25 protein-coding genes are annotated in these 26,069 nt (G+C 71.0%); 8 read left to right on the forward strand and 17 right to left on the reverse strand.

From position 1 onward, the window contains the following. Positions 1–418, forward strand: a 418-nt coding sequence (locus ACFZBP_RS31025; protein ID WP_391417858.1) for an FMN-binding protein, incomplete at its 5' end; no start/stop codon positions are given. A gap of 55 nt (positions 419–473) precedes the next feature. Further along, on the forward strand, positions 474–1,214 hold the full coding sequence (locus ACFZBP_RS31030) for an FAD:protein FMN transferase (RefSeq protein ID WP_383459288.1): 741 nt from the start codon (positions 474–476) through the stop codon (positions 1,212–1,214). A gap of 121 nt (positions 1,215–1,335) precedes the next feature. Here the strand turns inward: ACFZBP_RS31030 and ACFZBP_RS31035 are convergent, their stop codons facing one another. Genes ACFZBP_RS31035 through argC form a run of 5 tightly spaced genes read right to left on the reverse strand, consistent with a single transcriptional unit; the run spans position 1,336 to position 6,172 of the window. Continuing rightward, entirely contained in the window at positions 1,336–1,881 is a 546-nt protein-coding gene (locus ACFZBP_RS31035; RefSeq protein WP_048581150.1) for an arginine repressor, read from the reverse strand. A gap of 19 nt (positions 1,882–1,900) precedes the next feature. Then, complete coding sequence (locus ACFZBP_RS31040) at positions 1,901–3,088, reverse strand: acetylornithine transaminase (RefSeq protein ID WP_383459247.1); 1,188 nt, start codon at positions 3,086–3,088, stop codon at positions 1,901–1,903. Beyond that, positions 3,085–3,999, reverse strand: coding sequence for an acetylglutamate kinase (argB, locus tag ACFZBP_RS31045; RefSeq protein ID WP_062722654.1), 915 nt, complete (start codon positions 3,997–3,999; stop codon positions 3,085–3,087). The genes ACFZBP_RS31040 and argB overlap by 4 nt, the downstream gene beginning before the upstream one ends. Next, the gene (gene argJ, locus ACFZBP_RS31050; protein WP_391417861.1) at positions 3,996–5,147 is read right to left on the reverse strand and encodes a bifunctional glutamate N-acetyltransferase/amino-acid acetyltransferase ArgJ; all 1,152 of its coding nucleotides are present in this window, start codon (positions 5,145–5,147) and stop codon (positions 3,996–3,998) included. The genes argB and argJ overlap by 4 nt, the downstream gene beginning before the upstream one ends. Next, a complete protein-coding gene (gene argC / locus ACFZBP_RS31055) occupies positions 5,144–6,172 on the reverse strand; it encodes an N-acetyl-gamma-glutamyl-phosphate reductase (protein WP_391417863.1) in 1,029 nt (342 codons plus the stop codon). Before argC ends, argJ begins: the two co-directional genes overlap by 4 nt. Positions 6,173–6,345: 173 nt before the next feature. Between argC and ACFZBP_RS31060 the strand changes: the two genes are divergently transcribed. Further along, on the forward strand, positions 6,346–7,050 hold the full coding sequence (locus tag ACFZBP_RS31060; protein WP_383450100.1) for a DUF6215 domain-containing protein: 705 nt from the start codon (positions 6,346–6,348) through the stop codon (positions 7,048–7,050). Between the two features lie 12 nt (positions 7,051–7,062). Here the strand turns inward: ACFZBP_RS31060 and ACFZBP_RS31065 are convergent, their stop codons facing one another. Continuing rightward, positions 7,063–9,543 (reverse strand): alpha-L-arabinofuranosidase C-terminal domain-containing protein, encoded by a 2,481-nt coding sequence (locus tag ACFZBP_RS31065; RefSeq protein WP_391417866.1) that lies wholly within the window; start codon positions 9,541–9,543, stop codon positions 7,063–7,065. A 126-nt stretch (positions 9,544–9,669) separates the two neighbouring features. Here ACFZBP_RS31065 and ACFZBP_RS31070 point away from each other — a divergent pair, with 126 nt between their 5' ends. Further along, positions 9,670–10,113, forward strand: a complete 444-nt coding sequence (locus ACFZBP_RS31070) for a DUF6314 family protein (RefSeq protein WP_391417868.1) — start codon at positions 9,670–9,672, stop codon at positions 10,111–10,113. On the opposite strand, the gene ACFZBP_RS31075 is transcribed toward ACFZBP_RS31070, so the two are convergent. The 3 genes from ACFZBP_RS31075 to ACFZBP_RS31085 all read right to left on the reverse strand — a co-directional run bounded on the left by ACFZBP_RS31075 (position 10,095) and on the right by ACFZBP_RS31085 (position 12,766). After that, positions 10,095–10,688, reverse strand: a complete 594-nt coding sequence (locus ACFZBP_RS31075; RefSeq protein ID WP_391417870.1) for a histidine phosphatase family protein — start codon at positions 10,686–10,688, stop codon at positions 10,095–10,097. The two genes, ACFZBP_RS31070 and ACFZBP_RS31075, sit on opposite strands and share 19 nt — an antisense overlap. A gap of 73 nt (positions 10,689–10,761) precedes the next feature. Next, positions 10,762–11,205 carry a GNAT family N-acetyltransferase gene (locus ACFZBP_RS31080; RefSeq protein WP_391417872.1) on the reverse strand — a complete coding sequence of 148 codons (444 nt, stop codon included), beginning with the start codon at positions 11,203–11,205 and terminating at the stop codon, positions 10,762–10,764. Positions 11,206–11,332: 127 nt separating this feature from the next. Next, a complete protein-coding gene (locus tag ACFZBP_RS31085; protein WP_391417874.1) occupies positions 11,333–12,766 on the reverse strand; it encodes an aminotransferase class I/II-fold pyridoxal phosphate-dependent enzyme in 1,434 nt (477 codons plus the stop codon). On the opposite strand from ACFZBP_RS31085, the gene ACFZBP_RS31090 reads away from it, so the two are divergent. Further along, positions 12,765–13,679, forward strand: a complete 915-nt coding sequence (locus ACFZBP_RS31090; RefSeq protein WP_391417876.1) for an EamA family transporter — start codon at positions 12,765–12,767, stop codon at positions 13,677–13,679. The genes ACFZBP_RS31085 and ACFZBP_RS31090 overlap by 2 nt on opposite strands. Before the next feature lie 96 nt (positions 13,680–13,775). Next, positions 13,776–13,970, forward strand: coding sequence for a DUF1918 domain-containing protein (locus ACFZBP_RS31095; RefSeq protein ID WP_234762681.1), 195 nt, complete (start codon positions 13,776–13,778; stop codon positions 13,968–13,970). Between the two features lie 13 nt (positions 13,971–13,983). Here the strand turns inward: ACFZBP_RS31095 and ACFZBP_RS31100 are convergent, their stop codons facing one another. Beyond that, positions 13,984–15,225, reverse strand: coding sequence for a family 10 glycosylhydrolase (locus tag ACFZBP_RS31100; protein ID WP_391418282.1), 1,242 nt, complete (start codon positions 15,223–15,225; stop codon positions 13,984–13,986). 218 nt (positions 15,226–15,443) lie between these two features. On the opposite strand from ACFZBP_RS31100, the gene ACFZBP_RS31105 reads away from it, so the two are divergent. Then, the gene (locus ACFZBP_RS31105; protein WP_391417879.1) at positions 15,444–16,316 is read left to right on the forward strand and encodes a 3-hydroxybutyryl-CoA dehydrogenase; all 873 of its coding nucleotides are present in this window, start codon (positions 15,444–15,446) and stop codon (positions 16,314–16,316) included. 193 nt (positions 16,317–16,509) lie between these two features. Beyond that, the gene (locus ACFZBP_RS31110; RefSeq protein WP_383450092.1) at positions 16,510–16,767 is read left to right on the forward strand and encodes a hypothetical protein; all 258 of its coding nucleotides are present in this window, start codon (positions 16,510–16,512) and stop codon (positions 16,765–16,767) included. Here the strand turns inward: ACFZBP_RS31110 and ACFZBP_RS31115 are convergent. The 7 genes from ACFZBP_RS31115 to ACFZBP_RS31145 all read right to left on the reverse strand — a co-directional run bounded on the left by ACFZBP_RS31115 (position 16,764) and on the right by ACFZBP_RS31145 (position 25,985). Further along, positions 16,764–17,294, reverse strand: a complete 531-nt coding sequence (locus ACFZBP_RS31115; RefSeq protein ID WP_383450091.1) for an NUDIX hydrolase — start codon at positions 17,292–17,294, stop codon at positions 16,764–16,766. The genes ACFZBP_RS31110 and ACFZBP_RS31115 overlap by 4 nt on opposite strands. 60 nt (positions 17,295–17,354) lie before the next feature. Next, positions 17,355–18,695: a transcriptional regulator gene (locus ACFZBP_RS31120; RefSeq protein ID WP_383450090.1), complete on the reverse strand. Its 1,341-nt coding sequence runs from the start codon at positions 18,693–18,695 to the stop codon at positions 17,355–17,357. A 286-nt stretch (positions 18,696–18,981) separates the two neighbouring features. After that, a complete protein-coding gene (locus tag ACFZBP_RS31125) occupies positions 18,982–19,941 on the reverse strand; it encodes a SpoIIE family protein phosphatase (protein ID WP_391417882.1) in 960 nt (319 codons plus the stop codon). A gap of 223 nt (positions 19,942–20,164) precedes the next feature. Beyond that, a complete protein-coding gene (gene pheT / locus ACFZBP_RS31130) occupies positions 20,165–22,678 on the reverse strand; it encodes a phenylalanine--tRNA ligase subunit beta (protein ID WP_391417884.1) in 2,514 nt (837 codons plus the stop codon). Further along, on the reverse strand, positions 22,678–23,799 hold the full coding sequence (gene pheS / locus ACFZBP_RS31135) for a phenylalanine--tRNA ligase subunit alpha (protein ID WP_391417886.1): 1,122 nt from the start codon (positions 23,797–23,799) through the stop codon (positions 22,678–22,680). The genes pheT and pheS overlap by 1 nt, the downstream gene beginning before the upstream one ends. A gap of 147 nt (positions 23,800–23,946) precedes the next feature. Continuing rightward, a complete protein-coding gene (locus ACFZBP_RS31140) occupies positions 23,947–25,083 on the reverse strand; it encodes an ATP-binding protein (RefSeq protein WP_383450087.1) in 1,137 nt (378 codons plus the stop codon). Between the two features lie 53 nt (positions 25,084–25,136). After that, positions 25,137–25,985, reverse strand: a complete 849-nt coding sequence (locus tag ACFZBP_RS31145) for a TrmH family RNA methyltransferase (RefSeq protein WP_391417888.1) — start codon at positions 25,983–25,985, stop codon at positions 25,137–25,139. Positions 25,986–26,069: the final 84 nt, after the last annotated feature.

Below are 26,069 nucleotides of genomic sequence, written 5' to 3' on the forward strand. Positions count from 1 at the left end.
CGCCGTCGCAGCGGGCACCGCCGACATCGACGCCGTGTCCGGAGCGACCTACACCAGCGCCGGCTACAAGGAGTCCCTGCAGTCCGCCCTGGACAAGGCGCAGGCGAGCGCCGGAGCGTCGCAGGGTGGTTCGGGCGCCGCGCAGGCGCGTGCCGTCACCGGCAAGGTGTCCCAGACGCAGTACGGCCCGGTCCAGGTCCGCGTCACGGTCGCCGGTGGGAAGATCACCAAGGCCGAGGCGGTCCAGGCCCCCAAGGGCGGCCAGAGCGACCAGGTCACCGCCAACGCCGTACCCAAACTCAACCAGGCAGCGGTGGCGGCCGGAAGTGCCGACATCGACGCGGTGTCCGGGGCCACCTACACCAGCGCCGGCTACAAGGAATCCCTCCAGTCGGCACTGGACCAGGCCGGTGGCTGACACGGTGGTGGAACCGACAGAAGCTCCCGCCGCGGTGCGTCACGCGGAGGAGGTCATGGGGACGGTCTTCTCCTTCGACGTCCGCGGCGGGGACCCCGGTGCCGTGCAGTCGGCGCTGCAAGAGGCGGTCGCCGCACTGCACCGGGTCGACGAGGTGTTCAGCACCTACCGCGACGACAGTCAGATCTCCCGGGTGGTACGCGGTGAGCTGACCGTCGACGCGTGCGATCCGGAGGTCGCCGAGGTGCTGGAACTCGGCGCCGAGGCCGAGCGGACCAGCGAGGGCTGGTTCAGCACGTCGTACGAGGGTCGCCTCGACCCGACCGGCATCGTCAAGGGCTGGTCCGTCGAGCGCGCGGCCCGTCGCCTGGCGGAGGTCCCCGGGGTGAGCGGCGTCAGCGTCAACGGCGGCGGCGACGTCCAGTTGCTGGGCGTTCCGGGCCCCCAGCGCCCCTGGCGGGTCGGCGTCTCCGACCCCCTGCGCCCGGGCGGCCTCGCGGCCGTCATCTCCGCCGCCGGCCTGTCCGAACTGGCGGTGGCCACCTCCGGCACGGCAGAGCGCGGCGCCCACATCGTCGACCCCCGCACGGGCCGTTCCGCCGTGACGGACCTGGTGGCGGTGACGGTGGTGGCCCCCAGCCTGACCTGGGCGGACTGTTGGGCGACGGCCGCTTTCGCCATGGGTTCACGCCAGGGTTCGCGCTGGCTGGAGTCGTTGCCGGACGTGGAGGCACTTCTGATCACGGCGGGCGATGAGGTTCGCTGCACCGGGGGGTTGGCGGCGCGGCTGGGCTGAAAGGGCCGCGAGGCGGGGCGACCTCACAGCCAACGCGACCCCACCCACCCAGGGGCGCGGGGAACTGCGCGACCAGCCACGAACAACCCGCGGCCAACCAATCACAGGCCCCCTGCGGCGACTAGTGCCCGTTCTGAGCCAACCGCAGCAAGTGATCGGCGAGAGCCTGACCCCCCGTGGGGTTCCGGCTGATCAGCAGCAACGTATCGTCACCGGCGATCGTCCCCAGGATGTCCTGCAACTCGGCCTGGTCGATGGCCGAGGCCAAGAACTGCGCCGCCCCCGGAGGGGTCCGCAGGACCACGAGATTCGCGGAAGCCTCCGCGGAGATGAGCAGCTCCTGCGACAGCCGCCGCATCCGCTCCTCCTTCGCCGACTCCCCCAGCGGCGCCCGAGGCGTACGGAACCCGCCCTCGCTCGGCACCGCGTAGATCAGGTCACCGTCGTTGTTACGGATCTTCACCGCGTTCAGCTCGTCCAGATCCCGGGAGAGCGTCGCCTGTGTGACACTCAGCCCGTCGTCCGACAGCAGCTTCGCCAGCTGGCTCTGCGACCGCACGGGCTGCCGGTTGAGGATGTCCACGATCCGGCGGTGGCGTGCGGTACGGGTCTGCGGCACGGCAGGCCCGGCGGCCCCGTTGTGCTCGTGGTCCTGCGCCTGACTCATCGTCGTCTCATTCCCCGGATCATCCGTCCCCGTCGGCCACGTCCAGGATGCCGGGAAGGGCCTGAAGAAGCGCTTCCACTTCGTCGTCGCCGAGGTTCAGCGGAGGCATGAGCCGTACGACATCGGGGGCGGGCGCGTTCACCAGGAATCCGGCGTCCTGAGCCACCTGCTGCACCTTGGCGGCGTGCGGCTCGGTGAGCACGATACCCAGGAGCAGTCCCGCGCCCCTGACATGGTCGATCAGCGGGTGGCCCAGCGCCTCGATCCCGTCGCGCAACTTCTCGCTCTGCCGCTTGACGTTCTCCAGCAACCCGTCGTTCGCGATGGTGTCCAGAACCGCCAGCCCGGCGGCGCAGGCGACCGGGTTACCACCGAAGGTCGTCCCGTGGTGCCCGGGCTGCAGCAGCTCCGCGGCCCGTCCGAAGGCGACCGTGGCGCCCAGCGGCAGCCCGCCGCCGAGCTGCTTGGCGAGGGTGACGACGTCCGGCAGGACGCCCTCGTGGGCCTGGTACTCGAACCAGTGCCCGGTCCGGCCGACGCCGGTCTGCACCTCGTCGAGGACGAGCAGCGCCCCGCTGGCGGCGGTGATCGCCCGCGCGGCCTTCAGATAGCCGGCCGGCGGCACGACGACCCCGAGCTCGCCCTGGATCGGCTCGATGATCACGAGGGCCGTCTCCTCGGTGACGGCCGCGGCCAGCGCCTGCGCGTCACCGAACGGCACATGCGTGACGTCACCGGGCAGCGGCAGGAACGGCTCCCGCTTGCCGGGCTGCCCGGTCATCGCGAGGGCGCCCATGGTGCGGCCGTGGAAGCCGCCCTCGGTGGCGACGACGTGGGTGCGCCCGGTCAGCCGCCCGATCTTGAAGGCGGCCTCGTTGGCCTCGGCGCCGGAGTTGCAGAAGAAGACCCTGCCGTCCCTGCCGAAGAGCTGCAGGAGCCGCTCGGCGAGGGCGACGGTCGGCTCGGCCATGAAGAAGTTGGAGATGTGACCGAGGGACGCGATCTGCTTGCTCACGGCCTCGACGATGGCCGGGTGGGCGTGGCCGAGCGCGTTGGTCGCGATGCCGCCGACGAAGTCGAGGTACTGCTTGCCGTCGGCGTCCCAGGCCTTGAGGCCCTCGCCGCGCACGAGGGGGAGCCGCGGGGTGCCGTAGTTGTTCATGAGCGAGCCCTGCCACCGCTGGGCGTACTCCTGGTTCCCGGTCATTCCGCATCCCCCTCAGCTACGTCCGGCACGACCATCGTGCCGATGCCCTCATCCGTGAAGATCTCCAGCAGGATCGAGTGCTGGACCCGGCCGTCGATGACGCGGGCGGTGGTGACGCCGCCGCGCACGGCGTGCAGACAGCCCTCCATCTTCGGCACCATGCCGGAGCTCAGCTCCGGCAGCAGTTTCTCCAGTTGGGAAGCGGTGAGGCGGCTGATCACCTCGTCGGAGTTGGGCCAGTCCTCGTAGAGGCCCTCGACGTCCGTGAGGACCATGAGGGTTTCGGCGCCCAGAGCAGCAGCGAGTGCCGCAGCCGCCGTATCAGCATTGACGTTGTAGACATGTCCGTCGTCCTCGGAACGGGCGATCGACGAGACGACCGGGATCCGGCCGTCGGCCAGCAGCGCCTCGATCGCGCCCGTGTCGATGTCGGTGATCTCGCCGACCCGCCCGATGTCGACCAGCTCGCCGTCGATCTCGGGCTGGTGCTTGGTGGCGGAGATGGTGTGCGCGTCCTCGCCGGTCAGGCCGACGGCGAGCGGGCCGTGCTGGTTGAGCAGGTTGACCAGCTCGCGCTGCACCTGCCCGGCCAGCACCATCCGGACGACGTCCATGGCGTCCTCGGTGGTGACCCGGAGGCCGGCCTTGAACTCGCTGACGATGCCGTGCTTGTCGAGGGCGGCGCTGATCTGCGGGCCGCCGCCGTGCACGACGACGGGCTTGAGGCCGGCGTGGTGCAGGAAGACGACGTCCTGGGCGAAGGCGGCCTTCAGCTCCTCGTCGATCATGGCGTTGCCGCCGAACTTGATGACGACCGTCTTGCCGTTGTGCCGGACCAGCCAGGGCAGCGCCTCGATGAGGATCTGGGCCTTGGGGAGCGCGGTGTGCTTCCGCGCGGGTGAGTTGCTCATGAGGAGTAGGCGCTGTTCTCGTGGACGTAGTCGGCGGTGAGGTCGTTGGTCCAGATGGTGGCGGTCTCGGCACCGGCCGCGAGGTCGGCGACGATGTGGACCTCGCGGTAGCGCATGTCGACCTTCTCGCGGTCCTCGCCGACGCCGCCGTTCTTGCAGACCCAGACGCCGTTGATGGCGACGTTGAGCTGGTCGGGCTCGAAGGCGGCGGACGTCGTGCCGATCGCCGAGAGGACGCGGCCCCAGTTGGGGTCCTCGCCGTGGATGGCGCACTTGAGCAGGTTGTTGCGGGCGATGGAGCGGCCCACCTCGACGGCGTCGTCCTCGGTCGCGGCGTTGATCACCTCGACCTTGATGTCCTTGCTGGCGCCCTCGGCGTCCCGGATCAGCTGCTGACCGAGGTCGTCGCAGACCTGCCGTACGGCTTCGGCGAACTCCTCGTACCCCGGGGTGACTTCGGCGGCGCCGGAGGCGAACAGGAGCACGGTGTCGTTGGTGGACATGCAGCCGTCGGAGTCGACGCGGTCGAAGGTGACCTTAGTGGCGGCGCGCAGGGCCTTGTCCAGGGCGTCGTTGTCGAGGGCGGCGTCGGTGGTGAGGACGACGAGCATGGTGGCGAGGCCGGGGGCGAGCATGCCCGCGCCCTTGGCCATGCCGCCGACGGTCCAGCCGTCCTTGGAGACGACGGACGTCTTGTGGACGGTGTCGGTGGTCTTGATGGCGATGGCGGCCTTCTCGCCGCCGTGCTCGGACAGCTGCGCCGCGGCGGTCTCGACGCCGGGGAGGAGCTTGTCCATGGGGAGGAGGACGCCGATGAGGCCGGTGGAGCAGACGGCGACCTCGATGGCGCCGCGGCCGAGGACCTCGGCGACCTTCTCGGCGGTCGCGTGGGTGTCCTGGAAGCCCTTGGGCCCGGTGCAGGCGTTGGCACCACCGGAGTTGAGGACGACCGCGGAGACCTGCCCGCTCTTCAGGACCTGCTCGGACCACAGTACGGGCGCGGCCTTCACTCGGTTGGACGTGAAGACACCGGCGGCGGCGCGGCGGGGCCCGGTGTTGACCACGAGGGCCAGGTCCGGGTTGCCGTTCTCCTTGATCCCGGCGGCGATGCCCGCCGCCGTGAATCCCTTTGCTGCCGTCACGCTCACGGCGCAACTCCGATCGTCGTCAGTCCGGTGGTCTCGGCGAGACCCAGGGCGAGGTTCATGCTCTGGACGGCACCGCCGGCGGTGCCCTTGGTCAGGTTGTCGATGGCGCTGATCGCGATGATGCGGTTCGCGGCGGCGTCGTACGCGACCTGCACCTGAACGGCGTTCGAACCGTAGACGGACGCCGTGGCGGGCCACTGCCCCTCCGGGAGGAGGTGGACGAAGGGCTCGTCGGCGAAGGCCTTCTCGTAGGCGGCGCGCACGGAGTCCGCGGTGACGCCGGGGCGGGCGTTCGCGCTGCACGTGGCGAGGATGCCGCGGGGCATCGGGGCGAGGGTGGGTGTGAAGGAGACGGACACCCGCTCGCCCGCCGCGCCGCTGAGGTTCTGGATCATCTCGGGCGTGTGCCGGTGGCCGCCGCCGACGCCGTACGGCGACATGGAGCCCATGACCTCGCTGCCCAGGAGATGGGGCTTGAGCGCCTTGCCCGCGCCGGAGGTGCCGGAGGCGGCGACGATCACGGCGTCGAGCTCGGCGAGTCCGGCGGCGTAGGCCGGGAAGAGGGCGAGTGTGACGGCGGTCGGATAGCACCCGGGTACCGCGATGCGCTTGGACCCCTCCAGCGCGGCGCGGCCACCCGGCAGTTCGGGGAGGCCGTACGGCCAGGTGCCGGCGTGCGGGGAGCCGTAGAACGTCTCCCAGTCGGCCGTGTCCTTCAGCCGGAAGTCGGCCCCCATGTCGACGACGAGCACGTCCGGGCCGAGCCGCTCGGCGACGGCGGCGGACTGCCCGTGGGGCAGGGCGAGGAAGACGACGTCGTGTCCGGCGAGGACCTCGGGGGTCGTCTCCTGCAGTATGCGGTCGGCGAGGGGCAGCAGGTGCGGCTGGAGCGCACCGAGCCGCTGGCCCGCGTTCGAGTGGCCGGTCAGGGCCCCGATCTCGACCTCGGGGTGCGCCAGGAGCAGACGCAGCAGTTCCCCGCCCGCGTATCCGCTCGCTCCGGCCACTGCCGCACGTACCGCCATGGAATCCTCCTCCTAGATGGCATGACTATACGTTTCGCCGCAGGTTTATGCAATCTTGGCTGGAACTCGCCGCCCACCCGGTGGAACGGGCATGGAAAACCGGCTTTGTTCGTGTCATGTCCATGGGCTAGTGTCCCCGGGCACGTATCAGGGGATCACGGCAGGTGGGGGACATGGCCGAAAAGATCGGCTCGCCCGAGAAGGGCCACAACGCTTGGGGGCAGGCCGTCGCGGCCGTGGCGTTGTTCGCGGCGCTCGGGGGTGCTTTCTGGGCGTCCGAGATGGCGTCCGGGACCGGCGGCGGCAGCCCGTCGGCCGCCAGCTGCTCCGACGACAAGGCCGACGAGAAGCCGGGGAAGGCGAGTGGGCGGGTGACCGGTGCGCAACTGTGCGAGGCGCTGCTGCGGCCCGACCTCGCGGAGCTGCTCGGCACGCCGGCGGAGAAGGCGAAGACCGCCAGCGGCAGCGACGGGTCCGTGGGACTCTCCGGCGGCAAGGACATCCCGATGCCGTCCGCCGAGGTCGAGTTCGACACGTACACGGTGACGGTCTCGGCGACCTACGACGACCTTCCCGTGACCGCGTCCTACGACGTGCTGGGATGGGACGAGTCGGAGCGCACCGTGCTGGGCCGTCCGGCGGTTCTGTACTCGAACCGCACCATGCGGATCAACTTCCGCCTCGACGGTGGCGACGCCGAGACCGGCACCGGCGTCCCACTGCGCTCCGTCATGGTCGCCCAGGACACCAAGGACAGCGGTGGTTCCTACGACGTGACCCTGTGGCGCGAGGACGGCATGGTGCCGGACGACGCCGTCCTGCTCCGGGTGGCGGAAAAGGTGCTGCCGACGGTCCCGGGCTGGGCCGCCGGCAGCTGAGCGTGTCCGCCCCTACCTCTGCTCGATCCGCAGGAAGGTGACCGAGTTCGCGGGGAAGGTGTACGTGAACTTCGCGGCCACCCCCCGGAAGGTGGACGTCACCGGGGTCACCGGTGTGTCCGTCTCGGTGTTCACCGCGTCCTGGTCGGCGGCCAGCGTGGTCACGCGGGCGGTGGAGGCGACCTTGGCGCCACCGAGGTCGACGGCTGTGCGGGCCTCGGTGGACTGGGCGTTGACGACCTTGACGATCAGGTCACCGGTCTTCGCGTCCTTGGTGACGACCTGGCGGAACGGCTCGGCCGGCTTGTCGTCGGTGAACGTGCCCCACTCCTTGCCGTCCAGGAGCAGGGTGACCTGGCGGCCGCGCACCTTGATGTCGATGTCGTAGGCGCGGCCCGTCTCGATCGAGCCGGGCTTGGTCAGCAGGGTGCCCTTGCCGCCGTCGACGGCCTGCTCGATCGCGGACTGGGTGTTGTTCCAGCCGCCCAGGTTCCACCAGTAGTAGTTGCCGGTGTCCTTGACGCCGAAGGCGACGAGGAAGCCCTCCTTGCCGGACTTCTTGGTGGCCTTCACATGCAGGTCGTAGTCCTTCCAGGCCGGGTCGCCCGCCGTGACCAGGGTGTTCTCGGCGGTGGCGTCGGTCTGGACGTACTGGCCGTCCTGGATGCTCCAGCTGCCCGCGCCGCTGTGCGTCCACTTCGAGGCGTCACTGGAGAAGTCGTCGCTGAGCAGCGTCGAGCCGTCCGCCGAGGTGACCTTGACGTCGTCGTACGCGGCGCTGGTCGCCCAGGTGGACAGGCCGACGGCGCCGGCGATGGGGCCGCTGACGTTCGGGGTGGTGGTGGCCTTCGAGGGGACCACGCGGTCGCCGACGTTGGTCATGAACAGCTTCTGGACCTCGTAGTTGGCCGAGTTCCAGGAGGCCCGGTTGTTGAACCAGATCATGTCCGGCCGCCACTGGACGTAGTCCTCGTTGGCGAGCAGCGGGGCGTACGAGGCGAGCTTGACGACGTCCGCGTTGCGCTCCAGGCCGGTCATGAAGGCGGCTTCGGAGAGGCCGTTCTTCCAGGCGTTGCCCTGGGAGGCGTACTCGCCGAGGAAGACCTTCGGGCCGCTGCGGTCGTAGGAGTCGTAGCGGTCGTTGTTCTGCAGGAACCAGTTCGGGCTGTTGTAGTAGTGCTCGTCGACCATGTCGACGTTCGCCTCGCGGTTCAGCTTCCAGGCGGTGTCGAAGGTCGTGCCGGCGTCGTCCGGGCCGGAGTTGGAGATGACGGTGACGTCCGGGTACGCGGCCTTGATGGCGGCGCGGAACTGCTGGAACCGCGCGAAGAACTCGTTCGGCAGGTTCTCCTCGTTGCCGACCGCGATGTGCGTGAGGTGGAACGGCTTGGGGTGGCCCATCTGGGCGCGCACCTTGCCCCACTTGGAGGTCGCCGGGCCGTTGGCGAACTCGATGAGGTCGAGGGTGTCCTGGATGTGCCGCTTGAGCAGCGCCTCGTCGTCGGTGGCCTTGTTCTGGCCGCAGCCGGTCACCAGCGCGGGGACGACGGGCAGCGGCATGGCGCCGATGTCCTCGGAGAAGCGGAAGTACTCGTAGTAGCCGAGGCCGTAACTCTGGTTGTAGCCCCAGAAGTTGGCGTTGGTGGCGCGCTGCTCGACCGGGCCGATGGTGTCCTTCCACTGGTAGCTGCGCTTGCGCTGCCAGTTCGAGGCCTCGCTGTAGTCCTCCATCGAGCCGGTGTTGACCAGGCAGCCACCGGGGAAGCGCACGAAGCCCGGCTTCAGCGCGGCGATCTTCTCGGCGAGGTCCTTGCGCAGGCCGTTCGGCTGGTTCTTGTAGGTGTCGCGCGGGAACAGCGACACCTCGTCGAGCGCGGCCGCGGCGGTCGAGGCCACGGCGAGGCGGCCGCGGTTGCTGGTGCGGGTCGCGGTGAAGGTGGCCTTGTACTTGGCCCAGCCGCCCTTCACGGCGACCTGGCGGGCGGTGGCGAGCGGGCCGGCGGCGTCCTTGAGCGAGACGGTGAGCGTGCTGCCGCTGTCGGCGCGGGCCCAGACGGAGAAGTCGTACCTCTTGCCCTGCTCGACCCGGATGCCGGTGTTGTAACCGGCGTTGGTGACGGCCGAACCGGCGTCCAGGGACAGGTAGTTGCGGTTGCGCTCGTTGAGCCGGCCGGCGTCGTTCACGACCCGGGCCGTGCCGCCGACCGTCCAGGAGGTCAGGGGCGTGTAGGAGCCGTTGTCGGCGGTGGAGTACTCGAAGGACCGGTTCTGCACGAGCTCGGCGTACAGTCCGCCGTCCGCGGCCCGGTTGATGTCCTCGAAGAAGACGCCGTACATCGTGTCGTCGATCGCCGCGCCCTTGGCGGTCGGGTCGACGGTGATCGCGTAGTCGGTGACGTCCTCGGCGTGGGCGGGCGACGGGATGAGACCGGCTGCCACCAGGAAGGCGGTGGCCGCAAGGCCGAATCTCCAGCGGCTGGGATTGCGTGGCATGGATACTCCGCGGCTCGATGTTCGAAATATCAAACGCTGATCAGCACTTCGAACGGCAAGATAGGGAGGGGGATTCTGGGCGTCAACGGGTCGCGCGGTACCGAAAGTGTCGGAAGCGAGGACGGGATGGACGAGTTCTGGCCAGTACCGGATGCGCTGACCTATCTGGCCGGGCGCTGGCGGGTCGAGCGGTCGGTGCGGGATCTGGCGAGCGGGGAGGAGGGGGAGTTCTCCGGCGCTACGGTTTTCGGCCGACTCGACGACTCCGGGCTCCTGCACCACGAGTCCGGCACTTTCCGCTGGCGTGGGGTCCCGCGCCCCGCCGAGCGCACCCTGCGCTTCCTCCCGGGCGGTTCACCGGGAACCGCGGACGTCCACTTCGCCGACGGCCGCTTCTTCCACGACCTGAACCTGACGACCGGCTCCCACGTCACCGACCATCCGTGCTCGGCCGACCTCTACCGCGGCGAGTTCACCGTCCGGGACGAGAACCACTGGCGGACGGTGTGGCGGGTACGGGGTCCGGCGAAGGACCTCGTCCTCACCACCAACTACGCCCGCGAGGGCTGAGTCCGCGCCCCGTCGAAGCGGAGGTTCCAGCGACCGGCGTGGCCGGTCACGGTGGTGGTCGACAGGGGGCGTACGTCGATGTTCCAGTAGGTGGCGGGGGGCGCCTTCAGGGCGTAGACCAGGGCCGCCCGGATCACGGACGGTTCGGCCACGGCGACGATCCGGCCGCCGTCCCCCACGGGGCGGGTGTCGAGCCAGCCGCCGACCCGGCCGATGAACGCGAGCAGGGACTCCCCGCCGTGCGGCGTGCCGCGCGGGTCGGCGAGCCAGGCGTCCACCGCGTCCGGCTCCCGGGCCATGGCCTCGCCCAGCGTGAGCCCGCGCCAGCGGCCCATGTCACAGTCGCGCAGGGCGAGTTGGACCAGCGGCGCGTAGCCGAGGGCGTCGCCGGTGGCGCGGCTGCGCGGGGTCGGCGAGCAGTAGCGCAGCTCGGCCGCCGCCAGCGGCAGCAGGTCGCGCGCGACGCCCTGCACCTCGTCCCAGCCGGCCTGGTCCAGCGGCCGGTCGTCCTCGAAGCGTTCGGCGAGCAGCGGGGAGCTGCGCGCGGCGGCGACGAACGTGACCCGAAGCGACATGCGGCGATGGTGTGTCGCGAAGGTGCGCAGGTCAAGAGGCGTTGTACAGGCGTGACCGAGGGTGGACGGAGCTTCACTGGAAGTAGAGGGCCATCCATTGGTCCGGGTTCTCCAGCCTCGCGAACCCGAGCTTCTCGTAGACCCCGTGCGCGTCGTGCGTCGCGAGCAGCATCCGCCGCAGCCCGTACGGCCGCAGGTGCTCGCGCACCGCCCCGACGAGCGACGTCCCGATGCCCTTGCCGCGCACCGCCGGGTCGACGTACACGTCGCACAGCCACGCGAAGGTCGCCCGGTCCGTGATGACCCGGGCATACGCCACCTGCTCCCCCGAAACCGCCTCGTACACCCCGAAGTTCAGCGACCCCTCGATCGCCCGGTCCTGCTTCTCCCGCGCCCGCCCCGTCGCCCAGTACGCGTCGGTGGACAGCCACCGATGCACCCGCTCGGCGTCGATGTGCCGGACGTCGGTCGAGATCTCGTAGCCGTCGGCGAGGGGCAAGGGCGTGGCGTCGGTCATGCGGCGAGATTCGCAGGACCGTGTGCCGGGCGTCGAGCGGTTTTCACGCACGGCCGGGACGACGGCGGCCGCGGACGTCGGCCGGGTTCCCCCGCGGCACTGCCCCCGCTACCGTCCCGCCCCTCGGCTAGAGCACCTCGTCCCACGCCCCTCGCAGTCGCCGCACCCCCTCCACGATCTCCCCGACCCCGGCCACCGCCGCGAAGCTCAACCGCAGGTGCCCCGCCGGGGGCTCGGCGCTGAAGTACGGGCGGCCGGGGGTGATCGCGACGCCGGTGCGCAGGGCGGCGGCGGTCAGGGCGGGTTCGTCGGTGCCGTCGGGGAGGCGGAGCCAGAGGTGGTAGCCGCCGGAGGGGATGTGCGGGAGGGAGAGTTCGGGCAGGTGCAGCCGCAGGCCCGCGGTCATGACGTCGCGGCGGGCCCGGAGTTCGGCGGACAGGGTCCGCAGATGGCGGGGCCAGGCGGGCGAGCCGACGAGTTCCAGGGCCGCCTCCTGAAGCGGGCGGGACACGAAGAAGGTATCGACGACCTGGATGGCGCGCAGCCGTTCCAGCACCGGTCCGCGCGCGGTGAGGGCGCCGACCCGGAAGCTGGGCGAGGTCGCCTTGGTGAGCGAGCAGACATGGACGACGACGCCGTCGGGGTCGTCGGCGGCGAGCGGACGCGGCAGCGGACCCGCGTCCTCGTGCACCAGACGCCGTACGAAGTCGTCCTCCACGACGAAGGCACCGGCCTCGCGGGCGATCCTCAGCACCTCCGGGCGGCGCTCGGGGGCGAGGACCGCGCCGGTCGGGTTCTGGAAGAGCGGCTGGCAGACGAGGACCCGGGCGCCGGTGGCGCGGAACGCGTCGGCGAGCAGGGCCGGTTTCACCCCGTCCGCGTCCACCGGCACGGGCACCGGGCGCAGTCCGGCCGCGCGGGCGATGGCGAGCATGCCGGGGTAGGTGGGCGACTCGACCAGGACCGGCGCACCGGGCGGGGCGAGCGCGCGCAGCGCGGTGGTGAGCGCGGACTGGCCGCCCGCCGCGATCAGCACCTCGGCGGCGGTGACGGTGCCGCCGATCTCGCGGGCGAACCACTCGCGCAGCTCGGGCAGTCCGTCCAGCGGCGGCCGGCCCCAGGCGCCGGGTCGGCGGCCGGCCCGGGACAGCGCCGCGGCCATGGCCTTCTCGGGCTGGAGGGAGGGGTGGGGGTAGCCGCCGCTGAACTCGATCACTCCGGGCGGCGGCGTGGCGAGACAGACGGTGACGCCGGAGGCGTCCACGGTGCGCGGTACGACGTCGGCGGCGCCGTCGGCGCTGAGGGCGACCTCCTGCCAGGAGGTGTCGCCCGCCGCCGCGAGCGGGACGCGCGGCCGGGCACGGAAGGCGCCGGCGCCGGGCCGGGTCACCACCAGACCCTCGGCGGTGAGCTGCGCGAGGGCGCGCGAGACGGTCACCGGGCTCACCCGGAACCGCTCGACGAGCGACCGGCTCGACGGGAGCTTTCCACCAGGAGAGTAGCGGTCGAGTTCCCTTCGCAGCTGTTCCGCCAGTTCAGCCACGCTGCTACGCTCTTGCATGAGAACACAGAGTAGCGCTATCGCCCCGACTCGGATAGCGGTCAGCGATCGGCCCGGCACCTCGGTCGGCACCCTCCAGGCCGCCCTCGGCGTCGCGGCCTTCTCCCTGACCTTCCCCGCGACCGCCTGGGGCCTGGAGGGCTTCGGCCCCTGGTCCCTCGTCGCGGTGCGCAGCGTGCTGGCCGCGCTGATCGCGGGCGGCTGTCTGCTGGCGCTGCGCGTGCCGCTTCCCGCCCGCCGGCACTGGACGGGTCTCGCCGTGGTCGTCGCCGGTGTGGTCTTCGGCTTCCCGCTCCTCACGACGCTCGCCCTGCAGACGTCCACCACCGCCCACGCGGCGGTCGTCGTCGGGCTGCTCCCCCTCACCACCGCGCTGTTCTCGGCCCTGCGCGTAGGCGCCCGCCCCTCGCGCACCTTCTGGATCGCGGCCCTCGTCGGCGCCGCCGCGGTCGTCGCCTTCACCGTGCAGCAGAGCGGCGGCACCCTGACCACCGCCGACCTGTATCTCTTCGGGGCGCTGCTGATCTGCGCGGCCGGCTACACCGAGGGCGGCCGGCTGGCCCGGGTCATGCCGGGCTGGCAGGTGGTCGGCTGGGCGCTGGTGCTCTGCCTGCCGCTGAGCGTGCCGGCCGCCGTACTGGCGCTGTCGTACGAGCCGGTCCAGCTGACCTGGCACGGCGTCACCGGACTGCTGTGGGTCGCGGCGGGCTCGCAGTTCCTCGGTCTGGTCGTCTGGTACCGGGGCATGGCGGCGATCGGCATCCCGAAGGCCAGCCAGTTGCAGTTGGCCCAGCCCCTGCTCACACTGGTGTGGTCGGTGCTGCTGCTGGGCGAGCACCTGACAGTGGCCGCCCCGCTGACGGCCGCGGCGGTGCTGGTGTGCATCGCCGTGACCCAGCGGGCGCGTGGCTGAGCGGGCCCCTGACGACCCACTTCCTACCACCGCTCCACGCCGTAGACTCAAGGCCACGGACCGCTGCTCCCGCACCTGGTGGAGGAGGACCGACAGATGCGTGCAACCGTGGGCGACCAGCTTGTCCAGCATGGCAGGGTGGTCGGGCAACACGACAAGGTCGGCGAGATCGTCGAAGTCCTGGGCCAGGAGGGCAATCCTCCGTACCGCGTCCGCTTCGAGGACGGGCACGAGGGCCTGTGCTCCCCCGGCCCCGACACCGAGATCCGTCACAGGGACACGATCAAGTAGCGCCGCGCGCAGTTCAGCGCGGGGGAATCGCCGGCTGCGCGTAGTGGTCGGCGACGACCCGTGCCATGGCCCCGATCCGGTCGGTCGCGACGTCCTTCGCGGCGAAGTAGACGTGCCCGCAGACCTCCGCGTGCTCCTTGCTCAGCGTGAGGTGCCGGGACAGCTCGGCCGGTTCCTGCCAGGCGGCGGGCTGCGCCGGGTCCCCGGCCTTGTACAGCGCCTCACCGACGTACAGCTTGGTCCTGCTGCCCCGTGCGACCTCCGACCACCAGGGCACGAGCTTGGCGTAGTCGGCGGCGGCGAAGCCGATGTTCCAGTACAGCTGCGGGCAGATGTAGTCGATCCAGCCCTCGCGGACCCATGTGCGGGTGTCCGCGTACAGGTCGTCGTACGTCTGCACCCCGCCGCGGGTGTCGGAGCCGAGCGGGTCGGTGCCGGCGTTGCGCCACACGCCGAACGGGCTGATGCCGAACTCCGTGCCGGGCCGGATCCTCCGGATGCCTGCCGCCATCTCCGTGACGAGCTTGTCGATGTTGTCACGCCGCCAGTCGGCCCGCACCGAGAAGCCGTCGCCGTAGCGGTCGTAGGCCTCGTCGTCGTCGAAGGTCTGGCCGGCCACCGGATACGGGTAGAAGTAGTCGTCGAAGTGGACCGCGTCGATCTCGTACTTCTCCACCGCGTCGAGCATCGCCTTCTGCACGAACGCGCGGACCTCGGGCAGCCCCGGGTTGTAGTAGAGCTTGCCGCCGTACGTCACCACCCAGTCCTCGTGCTCCCGGGCGGGGTGGGAGGCGGCCAGCTTGGCGAGGTCGGTGTGGTTGGCGACGCGGTACGGGTTGAACCAGGCGTGCAGCTGCAGATCGCGGGCGTGGGCCTCCTCGACGGCCGTGCCGAGCGGGTCCCAGCCGGGGTCCTCGCCCTGGGTGCCGGTGAGGACCTGCGACCACGGCTCGTACGGCGAGGGCCACAGGGCGTCGGCCGTGGGCCGTACCTGGAAGACCACGGTGTTCAGGCGGGCCTCCACCGCCGCGTCGAGGTGGGCGATCAGCTCGGCGCGCTGCTCGTCGGCGGTCAGGCCCTGCTTGGAGGGCCAGTCCCGGTTCGCCACGGTCGCGATCCACACGCCGCGCATCTCGCGGGTGGCCCGCCGCCGGTTCCGGCCCTTTCCGTCCGCCGTGGCGGAACCGGCGGCCATCGCGCCGCCTGACGCCACCAGCGCCGACAGGGCGGTCACCGTGAACGCCCGTCGTGACATCCGGGACTTCCGGTGCAGCATCTTCTTCGTACCTCCGTGTGCCGTGGTCAAGGGCCCACCCCATGACAGATCAGCGCGTTCCGGACCTGTCCCGGCGACAGCCTTTCATGAGGCACCCGAACGATCGATCAAGCTTCGCCGAAGGTAACGTGCAGGTTTGGAGCAGGCGCCGAACAACGGCGGACCTGCCGCAGTCGTGGATCAGCGAAGGGGACGATGTGACCGGCATCTCCGGAGATATTGCACGCGTCGGCGTGGTGGGCTGCGGCCAGATGGGAGCGGGCATCGCCGAGGTGTGCGCCCGCGCCGGGCTGGACGTGAAGGTCGCCGAGACCACCGGCGAGGCCCTGGAGATCGGCCGCACCCGGCTGTTCACCTCCCTGGCCAAGGCCGCCGAGCGCGGCAAGATCAGCGAGGAGGAGCGGGACACCACGCAGGCCCGGCTGTCCTTCACCACGGACCTCGGCGAGTTCGCCGACCGCGATCTGGTGATCGAGGCCGTCGTCGAGAACGAGCAGGTGAAGACGGAGATCTTCCAGGTCCTCGACCAGGTCGTGACCCGCCCGGACGCGATCCTGGCGTCCAACACCTCCTCGATCCCGCTGGTGAGGCTGGCGGTCGCCACCTCGCGCCCCGACCAGGTCATCGGCATCCACTTCTTCAACCCGGCCCCGGTGCAGAAGCTCGTCGAGCTGATCCCCGCGCTCACCACCTCCGAGGGCACGCTCGCCCGCGCCCAGACGTTCGCCGAGAAGCTGCTGGGCAAGCACGCGATCCGCGCCCAGGACCGGTCCGGCTTCGTGGTAAACGCGCTGCTGATCCCGTATCTCCTCTCCGCGATCCGGATGTTCGAGTCGGGCATCGCCAGCCGCGAGGACATCGACAACGGCATGGAGCTCGGCTGCGCCCACCCGATGGGCCCGCTGAAGCTGTCCGACCTGATCGGCCTGGACACGGTCGCCTCGGTGGCGCAGAGCATGTACGACGAGTTCAAGGAGCCGCTGTACGCCGCTCCCCCGCTGCTGCAGCGGATGGTCGACGCCGGTCGGCTGGGCCGCAAGACGGGCTCCGGCTTCTACACCTACGGCTGATTACAGACGGTCAGATTCCGGCCAACCGCACGGGCCCGGCACCGCGAAGGTGCCGGGCCCGTGTCATTCACACACCGTGTGCGCGCCGGGCTCGCATATGCCCGTCGCACACTCTCCCCACGCGTCCACCAGGCGAGTTCACTTTCCCTGCGCATGCAAGGGATGTGAGACCACTACGGAGAGGAGCGGACTCGTGACCGTCGATCCCGAGCATCCGGTCGTACAGGGAGAACTCGCAGAGTTACGACGTCGCCTCGACGTCGCCTACGCCCGCGTGGAGGGCGGGCTGGCTCTGCTCACGCACCGCACCGAGGAGACCGCCAAGGAACTCGACGAGCTGAACACCCGGATCAACACACTGGAACACGCGCGCTGGCCGCTGCCCGCGGTCGCCGCCCTCACCGCCGTGGGTGCCCTCGTCGTGGCGATCTGGCAGGCCGTGGGCCACTAGCCGAGCCTGAGATGGTGCAGCATCAGTAACGCGGCCGCCATGTTGGCGGCCGGGACCTCCCCACGGGCGACCATGTCGGGCACGAGCTTGAGCGGGACCCATTCCCGGCGGTCCGACTCGTAGTCGTCCACGGGATGTCCGACGTACTCGCCCTGGTCGGCCCAGTAGACGTGGTGCCGGGCGTCGGTGAGCCCGTTGGAGGGCTCCACGCTCATGAGGTGGTGCAGGGGTCCCGGCCGCCAGCCGGTCTCCTCCTCGAGCTCCCTGGCGGCCGCGCGGACGATGTCCTCGCCGTCCTCGACGACGCCCGCCGCGAGTTCCCACCCCCAACTGTCGGTGATGAAGCGGTGGCGCCACAGGAGGAGGACTTCGTTGGCCGCGTTGACCACCGTGGCCACGGCGACCGGCCGCAGCCGTATGAGGAAGTGGTCCAGGTGCCGGCCGTCGGGCAGCTCCACGTCTGCCAGGTTGACGGTGAACCAGCGGTTTTCATACACAGTTTGCTCGTTCTGTTTCGTCCACTGCACGGTTCTGCCACCTTCCGTCGAGTAAGTGGCAATATCGCAGCAGGGACTATGAAGGTGGGCCTACAGCGGTACGCGCAGTGCGCCGTCGATGAGTTCGGCCGCCTCCGCCGTGCCCGCGCAGCCGCTGCGCACCAGGTGTTCGCGCACCGCCCGGAGTCTGTCCCGCAGGCGCTGGGACTCCATTCCCCGCGCCTGCTCGGCCATCTGCACCGCGATGGCCACCGCCTTGTCCGCGTTGCCCTGACGGAGTTCGATCGTGCTGAGCATGGCCAGCCGGTGCACCCGGCCCCGGTCGTGCGCCGGATTGTCGACGGCGGCCGTCGCGTGCTCCCCCGCGGCCACCAGCTCCCCGAGGCTGAGCAGCGCCTCCGCCACCTGCACGTTGACCAGCCCCGGCTGGACATAGCCGGTCTCGTCCGGTTCGTATCCGCGCCGGATGCGTTCGGCGGCCTGCTCGGCACGACGGATGCAGGACAGGGCGCTCGTGCCGTCGCCGAGGTGGGCGTACGCCTTCGCCTGCATCGCGTACAGGTCCGAGGCGAGGGCCGGGGTGATGTGCTTGCCGGCCGCCCGCAGCGCGGCCTCGGCGAAGGCGACGGCCTGCCGGAACTCCCGCATGAACAAAGCCTGGTTGACCAGCAGGGCGATCACATAAGCGCCGAGTCCACGGTCCCCGCTGGCCTTCGCGAGCCGCAGCGCCTGATGGAAGTACCGTTGCGCGAGGCCATGCGCGTCGGAGTCGTAGGCGCAGATCCCCGCGATGGCCACCAGCCCGCCCGTCGCCCGGTGGAGTTGCCGGCCCGTGGCGTCGGTGTAGCTGCCGCGCAGCAGCGGAGCGGCCTCGGAGTTGAGGAAGCCGACGATCCGGGTGCGGGTCGCTATGCCGCCCGCCTTGCGGTACATCTGCTCGTAGTGGGTACGGGCGGCGCGCAGCATCTCCAGGTCCGCGGGGGTGACCCGGTGTCTGCCGCCACGCGACACATCGACGTCCTCGGGCGGGTTCTCCCACTCCCACACGGGCATGACGGCGGGCGTGCCGGTGACCGCCGGCGCGCCCAGGATGTGCGGCCGCTGCTGCTCGTCGGAGCGCCACAGCGCGGTGGCCCGCTCGACGAAGCCGGACAGCGAGGTGGTGTGCGCGGCGGACTGCTCACCGGGCACGCCGAGACCGATGTCGTCGAGCGTGACGGTACGGTGCAGCCGGCCGGCGAGCACCTCGCAGATCAGGTCGGGCACCTGGCCGCGTGGCCGCTGCCCCTTCAACCACCGTGCGACGGCGGTGTGTTCGTATCTGAGCGCGAGGCCGCGCGCCCGCCCCGCCTGGTTCACGTGTGCGGCCAGCCCCGCGTGCGAGATCCCCGCCTCGTCCAGGATCGCGTCGAGCAGAGTGTTGGGCTGCATGTATGCCCCCCGGGTGGCTCGGTGCCGTCAGAGTAGTGCGAACCCCTTCACACGGGGTGTGAACGGAGTGCTCGAATCCGCAGCGTGCGCGCGCTGTCGCGGAGAGTTTCCGACCGGTTGACTGAAATGCCTCGCAAGAGGCCGGCCGGGCCGCCGGCTCCCCCTCGTACAGTGCGGCGGCCCGCATCCGCGCCGTCCGCCCAGCTGCCTGCCCGACACTCCGTGGCTGGGCGGATGGCGACCCCGACGCCGCGCTGGCTACGCAGGGCGACCAAGGGCTGTTGCACTAGAGGTAGTTGGTCGGCTGCGGGTTCGTCGTGGTTGGTCGCGCAGTTCCCCGCGCCCCTGACGGGGCGCTGCACTGGACCTGGGTTCTGTCGTTCCGTAGGACCAGTAGCGCTATGTCGTCCGACTGCCTGCCCTTCGTGTGATGGAGGACGGCCGTGAAGAGGGTGCGCAGGATCGTCTGCGGGGTGATCGGGCGGTGGCGTACGGCTTCGACGAGGGCCGACTGGAGCGAAAAGAACCGGCCGCGCGCGTCCCTCGCGTCCTCGACACCGTCCGTGTACAGGACGAGGGAGTCGCCGGGGAGCAGGGAGCCGCAGGGCAGCGGAACAAGTTCGGGAGGGAGCGGGAAGGGGCCCAGGGGCGGGAGGGGGTCGGCGCGGGCGAGGGGCTCGACCGTCGTGCCGCTCAGCAGATACGGCCAGGGATGACCGCAGTTGAGGGCGGCGATCTCGCCGCCGGGGCCGATCTCCAGCAGCAGGACGGTCACGAACTCCTCGGAGACCGGCTCGTCGCACGACCGCTCACGCAGGTGCCGCCCCAGGGCCCGGTCCAGTCTGCGCAGCACCCCGTCCAGTTCGGGTTCGTCATGGACGGCCTCGCGGAAGCTGCCGAGGACCGCGGCGACCGTGCCGACGGCGGCGATGCCATGGCCGCGGACATCGCCCATGACCGCCCGTACGCCGTGCTCGGTGGCGATGACCTCGTACAGGTCACCCCCTACACACGCGTTGCGGTCGGCGGAGAGCTGGGCGGCGGCGACGTTCAGCCCGTCGACGCGCGAGGGAAGCGGCCGCAGCAACGCACTCTGCGCGGCACCGGCGACCTTGCGGACCTGCCGAAGCTCACGCAGCAGCGCCTGCCGGACATACACGATCAGGCCTGTACCGATGGCGAAGAACACGGCGCTGGTGACGACCGTGAGCACCTTGCGGGGAACCCGACCCTTGATGCGGAACATGCCGATGGCCCCCCAATAGGCCCTGACAACGCAGAACGGACCGACCCCGAAAGGCCGGTCCGATTCTGTCGAGGGATGCCCCGGAAGTACCGGATCACCCAGAGAAGTCACCCTATTGAGTGAGGTGACTCCAGCGCGCCCCTTCAGGGGCGAGGGGAACTGCGCGACCAGCCACAACGAATCCGCAGCCGCAACCAACAGCAGTCCCCCACCCCTGGGCGAACTAACCCCTCAGAACCGCCCCCGTACGCTCGCCCGCGAGGGCCACCGCGGCATCCCGAGCCGCCGAAGCCTCATCGACGGTCAGCGTCCGATCCGCCGCGCGGAAGCGCAACGCGTACGCCAGCGACTTCTTCCCGTCCCCGAGCTGCTCGTCGTTGACGTACACGTCGAACAGCCGGATCCCCTCGAGAAGTTCACCCGCCCCGTCCCGCAACGCCGCCTCGACCTCCGCGGCCGGCACCGGCTTGTCGACGACGAGGGCCACATCCTGCGTGGCCACCGGGAACGTGGAGATGCTCGGCGCCTGCGGCGTACCGTCCCCGACCTGCTCCAGGGCGTCCAGGTCCAGCTCCATCGCACAGGTACGTCCCGGCAGGCCCAGCGCCTTCAGGACGCGCGGGTGCAGCTCACCGGCGTGGCCGATGACCCGCTCGGCGCCGTCGACGGTGATCGCCAGCTCGGCGCACCGCCCCGGGTGCCAAGGCCCGTACTGCCCGGCCCGCACGACGAGTTCGGCCCCGGCCTCCCGCGCGACGGCGCGCGCGGCCTCGACCGCGTCGGCCCAGTCGGCCGGACGGCCCTTGCCCCACCAGCCGGCCTGCTCCAGCGCCCCGGCGAGCACGACGGCGACGTGGCGCGGCTGCTCGGGCAGCACGGCGTCCAGCGCGGCGATCTCCTCGTCGGTCGGGCGGCGGTCGACGGGCAGGTGCCCGGCGACGCGCTGCTCCTCGCGCGGCTGGAAGACCAGGCCGGTCTCGAACAGCGCCAGGTCGTGCGTACCCCGCCCGTCGTTGCGGCGCAGCGCACCGAGCAGGCCGGGCAGCAGCGACGTACGGAGCGCGGGCTCCTCGTCGTTGAGCGGGTTGACCAGCTTGACGACGCGGCGGGCCGGGTCGTCGGCGGCCAGGCCGAGCTGGTCGAAGACCTGTTCGCTGACGAACGGGTAGTTCGGCGCCTCGACGTAGCCCGCGCCGGCCAGCGCGCGGCCGACCCTGCGGTGCAGCCGCTGGCGGTGGGTGAGGCCACGGCCGGACGGCGGCTTGGGCAGGGTGGAGGGCAGGTTCTCGTAGCCCTCCAGGCGGATGACCTCTTCGGCCAGGTCGTTCGGCTCCAGCAGGTCGGGCCGCCAGGACGGCACGGTGACGATCAGCTCGTCCTGCCCGTACACGTCGCAGCCGATCTGCTGGAGGCGCCGTACGACGGTCTCGCGGCCGTACTCGACGCCCGCGACCTTGTCCGGGTGGTCGGCCGGGACGGTGATGGTGTGCGGCGCGGAGGGCGTGACGACCTCGGTGACACCGGCCTCGGCGGTGCCGCCGGCGAGCAGCACCAGCAGGTCGACCGTGCGCTGGGCGGCTGCCGCGGCGGCCGCCGGGTCGACGCCGCGCTCGAAGCGGCGGGACGCCTCCGAGGACAGCTTGTGTCGGCGGGCCGTGCGCGCGATGGCGATCTGGTCGAAGTGGGCGGCCTCGATGACGACCTCGGTGGAGGCGTTCTCCACATCGTCGTGGTCGGCGATCTCGGTGTTGGCGCCGCCCATGACGCCGGCGAGGCCGATCGGGCCGCGCTCGTCGGTGATCACCAGGTCCTCGGCGTGCAGCTTGCGCTCGACGCCGTCGAGGGTGACGAGCTTCTCGCCCTCCTCGGCCCGGCGCACCCCGATGGTGCCCTGGACCAGGTTGCGGTCGTAGGCGTGCAGCGGCTGGCCGAGCTCCATCATCACGTAGTTGGTGACGTCGACGGCGAGCGAGATCGGGCGCATGCCGACCTTCTGCAGGCGGCGCTGCAGCCAGATCGGGGAGCGGGCCTCGGGGCTGAGGCCGGTCACCGTGCGGGCGGTGAAGCGGTCGCAGCCGAGGGGGTCGGAGACCTGCACCGGGTAGCCGAAGGCGTTCGGGCCCGGCACGTCGAGCAGCGCGGGGTCGCGCAGCGGACGGCCGTAGGCGATGGCGGTCTCGCGGGCCACGCCGCGGATGGACAGGCAGTCTCCGCGGTTGGCGGTGACGGCGATGTCCAGGACCTCGTCGACCAACTCGAGGAGCTCGATGGCGTCCTTGCCGACCTCGGTCTCCGGGGGCAGCACGATGATGCCCTTGGTGCCGTCGTCGCCCATGCCCAGCTCGCTGCTGGAGCAGATCATGCCGTGCGAGGTGCGGCCGTAGGTCTTGCGGGCGGCGATCGCGAAACCGCCGGGCAGCACGGCACCCGGGAGTACGACCACGACCTTGTCGCCGACCTGGAAGTTCCGGGCGCCGCAGATGAGCTCCTGGGGCTCGCCGGTGCCGTTGGCCTGGCCGACGTCGACGGTGCAGAAACGGATCGGCTTCTTGAACTCCGTCAGCTCCTCGATGGTCAGCACCTGGCCGACGACGAGCGGGCCCTTGAGGCCGTCGCCGAGCTGCTCGACCGTCTCGACCTCGAGACCGGCGGAAATGAGCTTGGCCTGGACGTCACGGCCGGTCTCGGTGGCCGGCAGGTCGACGTACTCCCGCAGCCAAGAAAGCGGGACCCGCATCAGATCTCCATCCCGAACGGCCGGGTGAACCGGACGTCACCCTCGACCATGTCTCGCATGTCCTCGACGTTGTGGCGGAACATCAGCATCCGCTCGATGCCGAACCCGAAGGCGAAGCCGCTGTACTTCTCCGGGTCGACGCCGCAGGCGGTGAGCACCCGCGGGTTGACCATGCCGCAGCCGCCGAGCTCGATCCAGCCTTCGGAGGAGCAGGTGCGGCAGGGCCGGTCGGGGTTGCCGACGGACTCGCCGCGGCAGACGTAGCAGACCATGTCCATCTCGGCGGACGGCTCGGTGAACGGGAAGAAGTTCGGCCGCAGCCGGGTCTTCATGCCCTCGCCGAACAGGGACTGGACCATGTGGTCCAGGGTGCCCTTGAGGTCGGCCATGGTCAGGCCCTCGTCCACGGCGAGCAGCTCGACCTGGTGGAAGACGGGGGTGTGCGTGGCGTCCAGCTCGTCGGTGCGGTACACGCGGCCGGGGCAGATCACGTAGACCGGCAGCTCACGCTCGAGCAGGGAGCGGATCTGCACGGGCGAGGTGTGGGTGCGCAGCACGACGCCGGACTCGGTGCCGCCGTCCGGGCCCTGCACGAAGAACGTGTCGGCCTCACCGCGGGCCGGGTGGTCCGGGCCGATGTTCAGGGCGTCGAAGTTGAACCACTCGGCCTCGACCTGCGGGCCCTCGGCGACCTCGTAGCCCATGGCCACGAAGATGTCCTCGATCCGCTCGGACAGGGTGGTGAGCGGATGGCGGGCGCCGGCCGGTACGCGGTCGTACGGCAGCGTGACGTCCACGGCCTCCTCGACCAGCACCCGCTGGTCGCGCTCGGCCTCCAGTTCGGCCTGGCGGGCGGCGAGGCCCTTGTTCACGGCGCCGCGGGCCTGGCCGACGCGCTTGCCGGCCTCGGCCTTGGCATGCGGGGGCAGCGCGCCGATCTCCCGGTTGGCGAGCGCCAGCGGGGACGTGCCGCCGGTGTGGGCGACCTTGGCCTCCTGGAGCGCGTCGAGGGAGTCCGCGGCGGCGAAGGCGGCGAGCGCCTCGTCCCGCATGCGCTCGATCTCTTCCGGTTTCAACGCCTCGACCTCGACAGGGTCGTACGACTTATTCGGTGCCGACATCTCTTCCCGTGCTTCCGATTGGCTGGCTGAAGGTCCCCGTACCGACTCGTGGACAGACGCCCAAGGTTTTTGGGACACAAAGGTGCCAAAGGCCGAGTCTAACGGGGTTGAGGAATGCGAATGCGCCCGTGGGGCTCGGTCCGGATCTCAGGTGAGATACGCGGGTGCCGCCACGGGCAACGTAAATCGGAACTGTGCGCCGCCGCCGGGGGCGCGGCCGACCTCGACGGCGCCGCCGTGTGCCTCGACGATGCCCTTGACGATGTAGAGCCCGAGGCCCGTGCCGCCGCGCTTGCTGCCCCGCCAGAAGCGGGTGAAGACGCGGTTCATGGACTCCTCCGGGATGCCGGGCCCCTCGTCGCTCACCGTGACCGACGTGCCGGCGTCCTCCCCTTCGCGCGGGGACGCGGTGGCCGTGATGTCAATGGTGACCGTTCCGTCGCCGTGCCGCACGGCATTTTCGATGAGGTTGCTGAGCACCTGGTCGATCTTGTCGGGGTCGGCCCACAGGTCGGGCAGCGGCTGCTCCAGACGCAGCAGGAACCGGTCGGCGGGCTGCCCGGCGGCCACGTAGGCCTGGATGTGCCGCCCGACGGCCGCCCCGATGTCGACGGGCTGACGCCTGACCTCCAGCCGCCCGCTGTCGATCCGCGAGATGTCGAGCAGCTCGGCGATGAGCCGGGTGACCCGGTCGGCGTCGGCGTCGACGGTCTCCAGCATCAGCCGCTTCTGGTCGTCGGTGAACCGTGCCCACTTGGCCAGCAGCGTGGCCGTGAAGCCCTTGACGGAGGTGAGCGGGGAACGCAGCTCGTGCGCGACGGTGGCGATCAGCTCGGCGTGACTGCGCTCGGTGCGGCGGCGGGCCTCGGTGTCGCGCAGCGAGACGACGACGCGGCGGACGGGCCCGGTGGGCTCGGTCCTGACGTACCGCACGGAGACGAGGACCTCACGCCCGCCGGGGAGCAGAAGGTTCCGCTCCGGCTGCCTGCGCCTGATCGCCAGCCCGCCGTACGGGTCGGTCACCTGCCACCAGCGCCGCCCCTCCAGGTCCTCTAACGGCAGCGCCTTCTCCAGCCGCTGCCCGAGGGCGTCGGCGGCACGGATGGCGGTGATGCGTTCGGCGGCGGCGTTGAAGCAGACGACGTGGCCCTGCTCGTCGGCGACGACGAGGCCGTCGGGCAGGTCGTCGGGATCGATCCCGAGTTCGGCGGGATCACCGGGCCGCGACGCGGACGGCCCCCGCGCCTCCCGTGCCCCCGGCGCGCCGCTCGTGCCGACACTCATCCCCGTACCCCACCTCTCACGACGGCTTTGGGGCCCCCGAGCTGGTCACCCTACTAGGCCTTGGTGACCGTGCGGCACCCTCCGGAGGCGCGCTGTGCACGGGCCGACGCATAGAGACATACGGCGGCGGCGGTGGCGAGGTTCAGGCTCTCGGCCTTCCCGTGGATCGGAACGCGTACGACAGCGTCGGCCAGCGCACGGGTCTCCTCCGGAAGCCCCCACGCCTCGTTCCCGAACACCCAGGCGGTCGGCCCGCCCATGGTGCCCTTGTCGAGCTCGTCGTCCAGATCGTCTGTCCCGGCGCCGTCGGCGGCGAGAATCCGCACCCCGGCGTCCTTCAGCCCGGCCACGGCCCGCTCGACAGGCACCCCGACGGCGACGGGCAGATGGAACAGCGACCCCACGGAGGCCCGGACGGCCTTGGGGTTGTAGAGATCGACGGAGGCGTCGGTCAGGACGACGGCCTCGGCCCCGGCGGCGTCGGCGCACCGCAATACGGTCCCGGCGTTCCCGGGGTCCCGCACATGCGCGAGGACGGCGACGAGCCTGGGCCGGGCGGCGAGGATCTCCTCGAACGGGGTGTCGATGAACCGGCAGACGCCGACGAGCCCCTGCGGGGTGACGGTCGTGGAGATGTCGGCGATGACCTGCTCCGCGGCCAGGTGCACACGCGCACCGGCCGCACGGGCCTCCCCGATGATGTCGGCGTACCGCTCCGCGGCGTCGACGGTGGTGAAGAGCTCCACGAGCGTCGACCCGTACGCCGCCGCCTCCCGCACGGCCTGCGGTCCCTCGGCGAGGAACAGCCGCTCCTTGCCCCGGAAGTTCCGCTTGCCGAGCCGCCGGGCGGCGGAGACTCGAGGGGAACGGGGGGAGATCAGCTCGGGGCTGGCCGGGGGCATGTCTGTTCCTTCAGCAGTTCGGTTTCGGCGATTCCGGGTGCCGCGAAGCCGACGGCACCGCAGTTCCCAAGAGGCGCGAGGAAC

This window comes from Streptomyces sp. NPDC008086 (genome assembly GCF_042957325.1).
Classification (GTDB): Bacteria; Actinomycetota; Actinomycetes; order Streptomycetales; family Streptomycetaceae; genus Streptomyces.

What these genes read in the sequence shown, in the direction of transcription:
- ACFZBP_RS31030 (WP_383459288.1), top strand. Translation starts at nt 474, where the DNA reads ATGGGGACGGTCTTCTCCTTCGACGTCCGCGGCGGGGACCCCGGTGCC.
- ACFZBP_RS31035 (WP_048581150.1), bottom strand. Translation starts at nt 1,881, where the DNA reads ATGAGTCAGGCGCAGGACCACGAGCACAACGGGGCCGCCGGGCCTGCC.
- ACFZBP_RS31040 (WP_383459247.1), bottom strand. Translation starts at nt 3,088, where the DNA reads ATGACCGGGAACCAGGAGTACGCCCAGCGGTGGCAGGGCTCGCTCATG.
- argB (WP_062722654.1), bottom strand. Translation starts at nt 3,999, where the DNA reads ATGAGCAACTCACCCGCGCGGAAGCACACCGCGCTCCCCAAGGCCCAG.
- argC (WP_391417863.1), bottom strand. Translation starts at nt 6,172, where the DNA reads ATGGCGGTACGTGCGGCAGTGGCCGGAGCGAGCGGATACGCGGGCGGG.
- ACFZBP_RS31060 (WP_383450100.1), top strand. Translation starts at nt 6,346, where the DNA reads ATGGCCGAAAAGATCGGCTCGCCCGAGAAGGGCCACAACGCTTGGGGG.
- ACFZBP_RS31065 (WP_391417866.1), bottom strand. Translation starts at nt 9,543, where the DNA reads ATGCCACGCAATCCCAGCCGCTGGAGATTCGGCCTTGCGGCCACCGCC.
- ACFZBP_RS31070 (WP_391417868.1), top strand. Translation starts at nt 9,670, where the DNA reads ATGGACGAGTTCTGGCCAGTACCGGATGCGCTGACCTATCTGGCCGGG.
- ACFZBP_RS31075 (WP_391417870.1), bottom strand. Translation starts at nt 10,688, where the DNA reads ATGTCGCTTCGGGTCACGTTCGTCGCCGCCGCGCGCAGCTCCCCGCTG.
- ACFZBP_RS31080 (WP_391417872.1), bottom strand. Translation starts at nt 11,205, where the DNA reads ATGACCGACGCCACGCCCTTGCCCCTCGCCGACGGCTACGAGATCTCG.
- ACFZBP_RS31090 (WP_391417876.1), top strand. Translation starts at nt 12,765, where the DNA reads ATGAGAACACAGAGTAGCGCTATCGCCCCGACTCGGATAGCGGTCAGC.
- ACFZBP_RS31085 (WP_391417874.1), bottom strand. Translation starts at nt 12,766, where the DNA reads ATGCAAGAGCGTAGCAGCGTGGCTGAACTGGCGGAACAGCTGCGAAGG.
- ACFZBP_RS31095 (WP_234762681.1), top strand. Translation starts at nt 13,776, where the DNA reads ATGCGTGCAACCGTGGGCGACCAGCTTGTCCAGCATGGCAGGGTGGTC.
- ACFZBP_RS31100 (WP_391418282.1), bottom strand. Translation starts at nt 15,225, where the DNA reads ATGTCACGACGGGCGTTCACGGTGACCGCCCTGTCGGCGCTGGTGGCG.
- ACFZBP_RS31120 (WP_383450090.1), bottom strand. Translation starts at nt 18,695, where the DNA reads ATGCAGCCCAACACTCTGCTCGACGCGATCCTGGACGAGGCGGGGATC.
- ACFZBP_RS31125 (WP_391417882.1), bottom strand. Translation starts at nt 19,941, where the DNA reads ATGTTCCGCATCAAGGGTCGGGTTCCCCGCAAGGTGCTCACGGTCGTC.
- pheT (WP_391417884.1), bottom strand. Translation starts at nt 22,678, where the DNA reads ATGCGGGTCCCGCTTTCTTGGCTGCGGGAGTACGTCGACCTGCCGGCC.
- pheS (WP_391417886.1), bottom strand. Translation starts at nt 23,799, where the DNA reads ATGTCGGCACCGAATAAGTCGTACGACCCTGTCGAGGTCGAGGCGTTG.
- ACFZBP_RS31140 (WP_383450087.1), bottom strand. Translation starts at nt 25,083, where the DNA reads ATGAGTGTCGGCACGAGCGGCGCGCCGGGGGCACGGGAGGCGCGGGGG.
- ACFZBP_RS31145 (WP_391417888.1), bottom strand. Translation starts at nt 25,985, where the DNA reads ATGCCCCCGGCCAGCCCCGAGCTGATCTCCCCCCGTTCCCCTCGAGTC.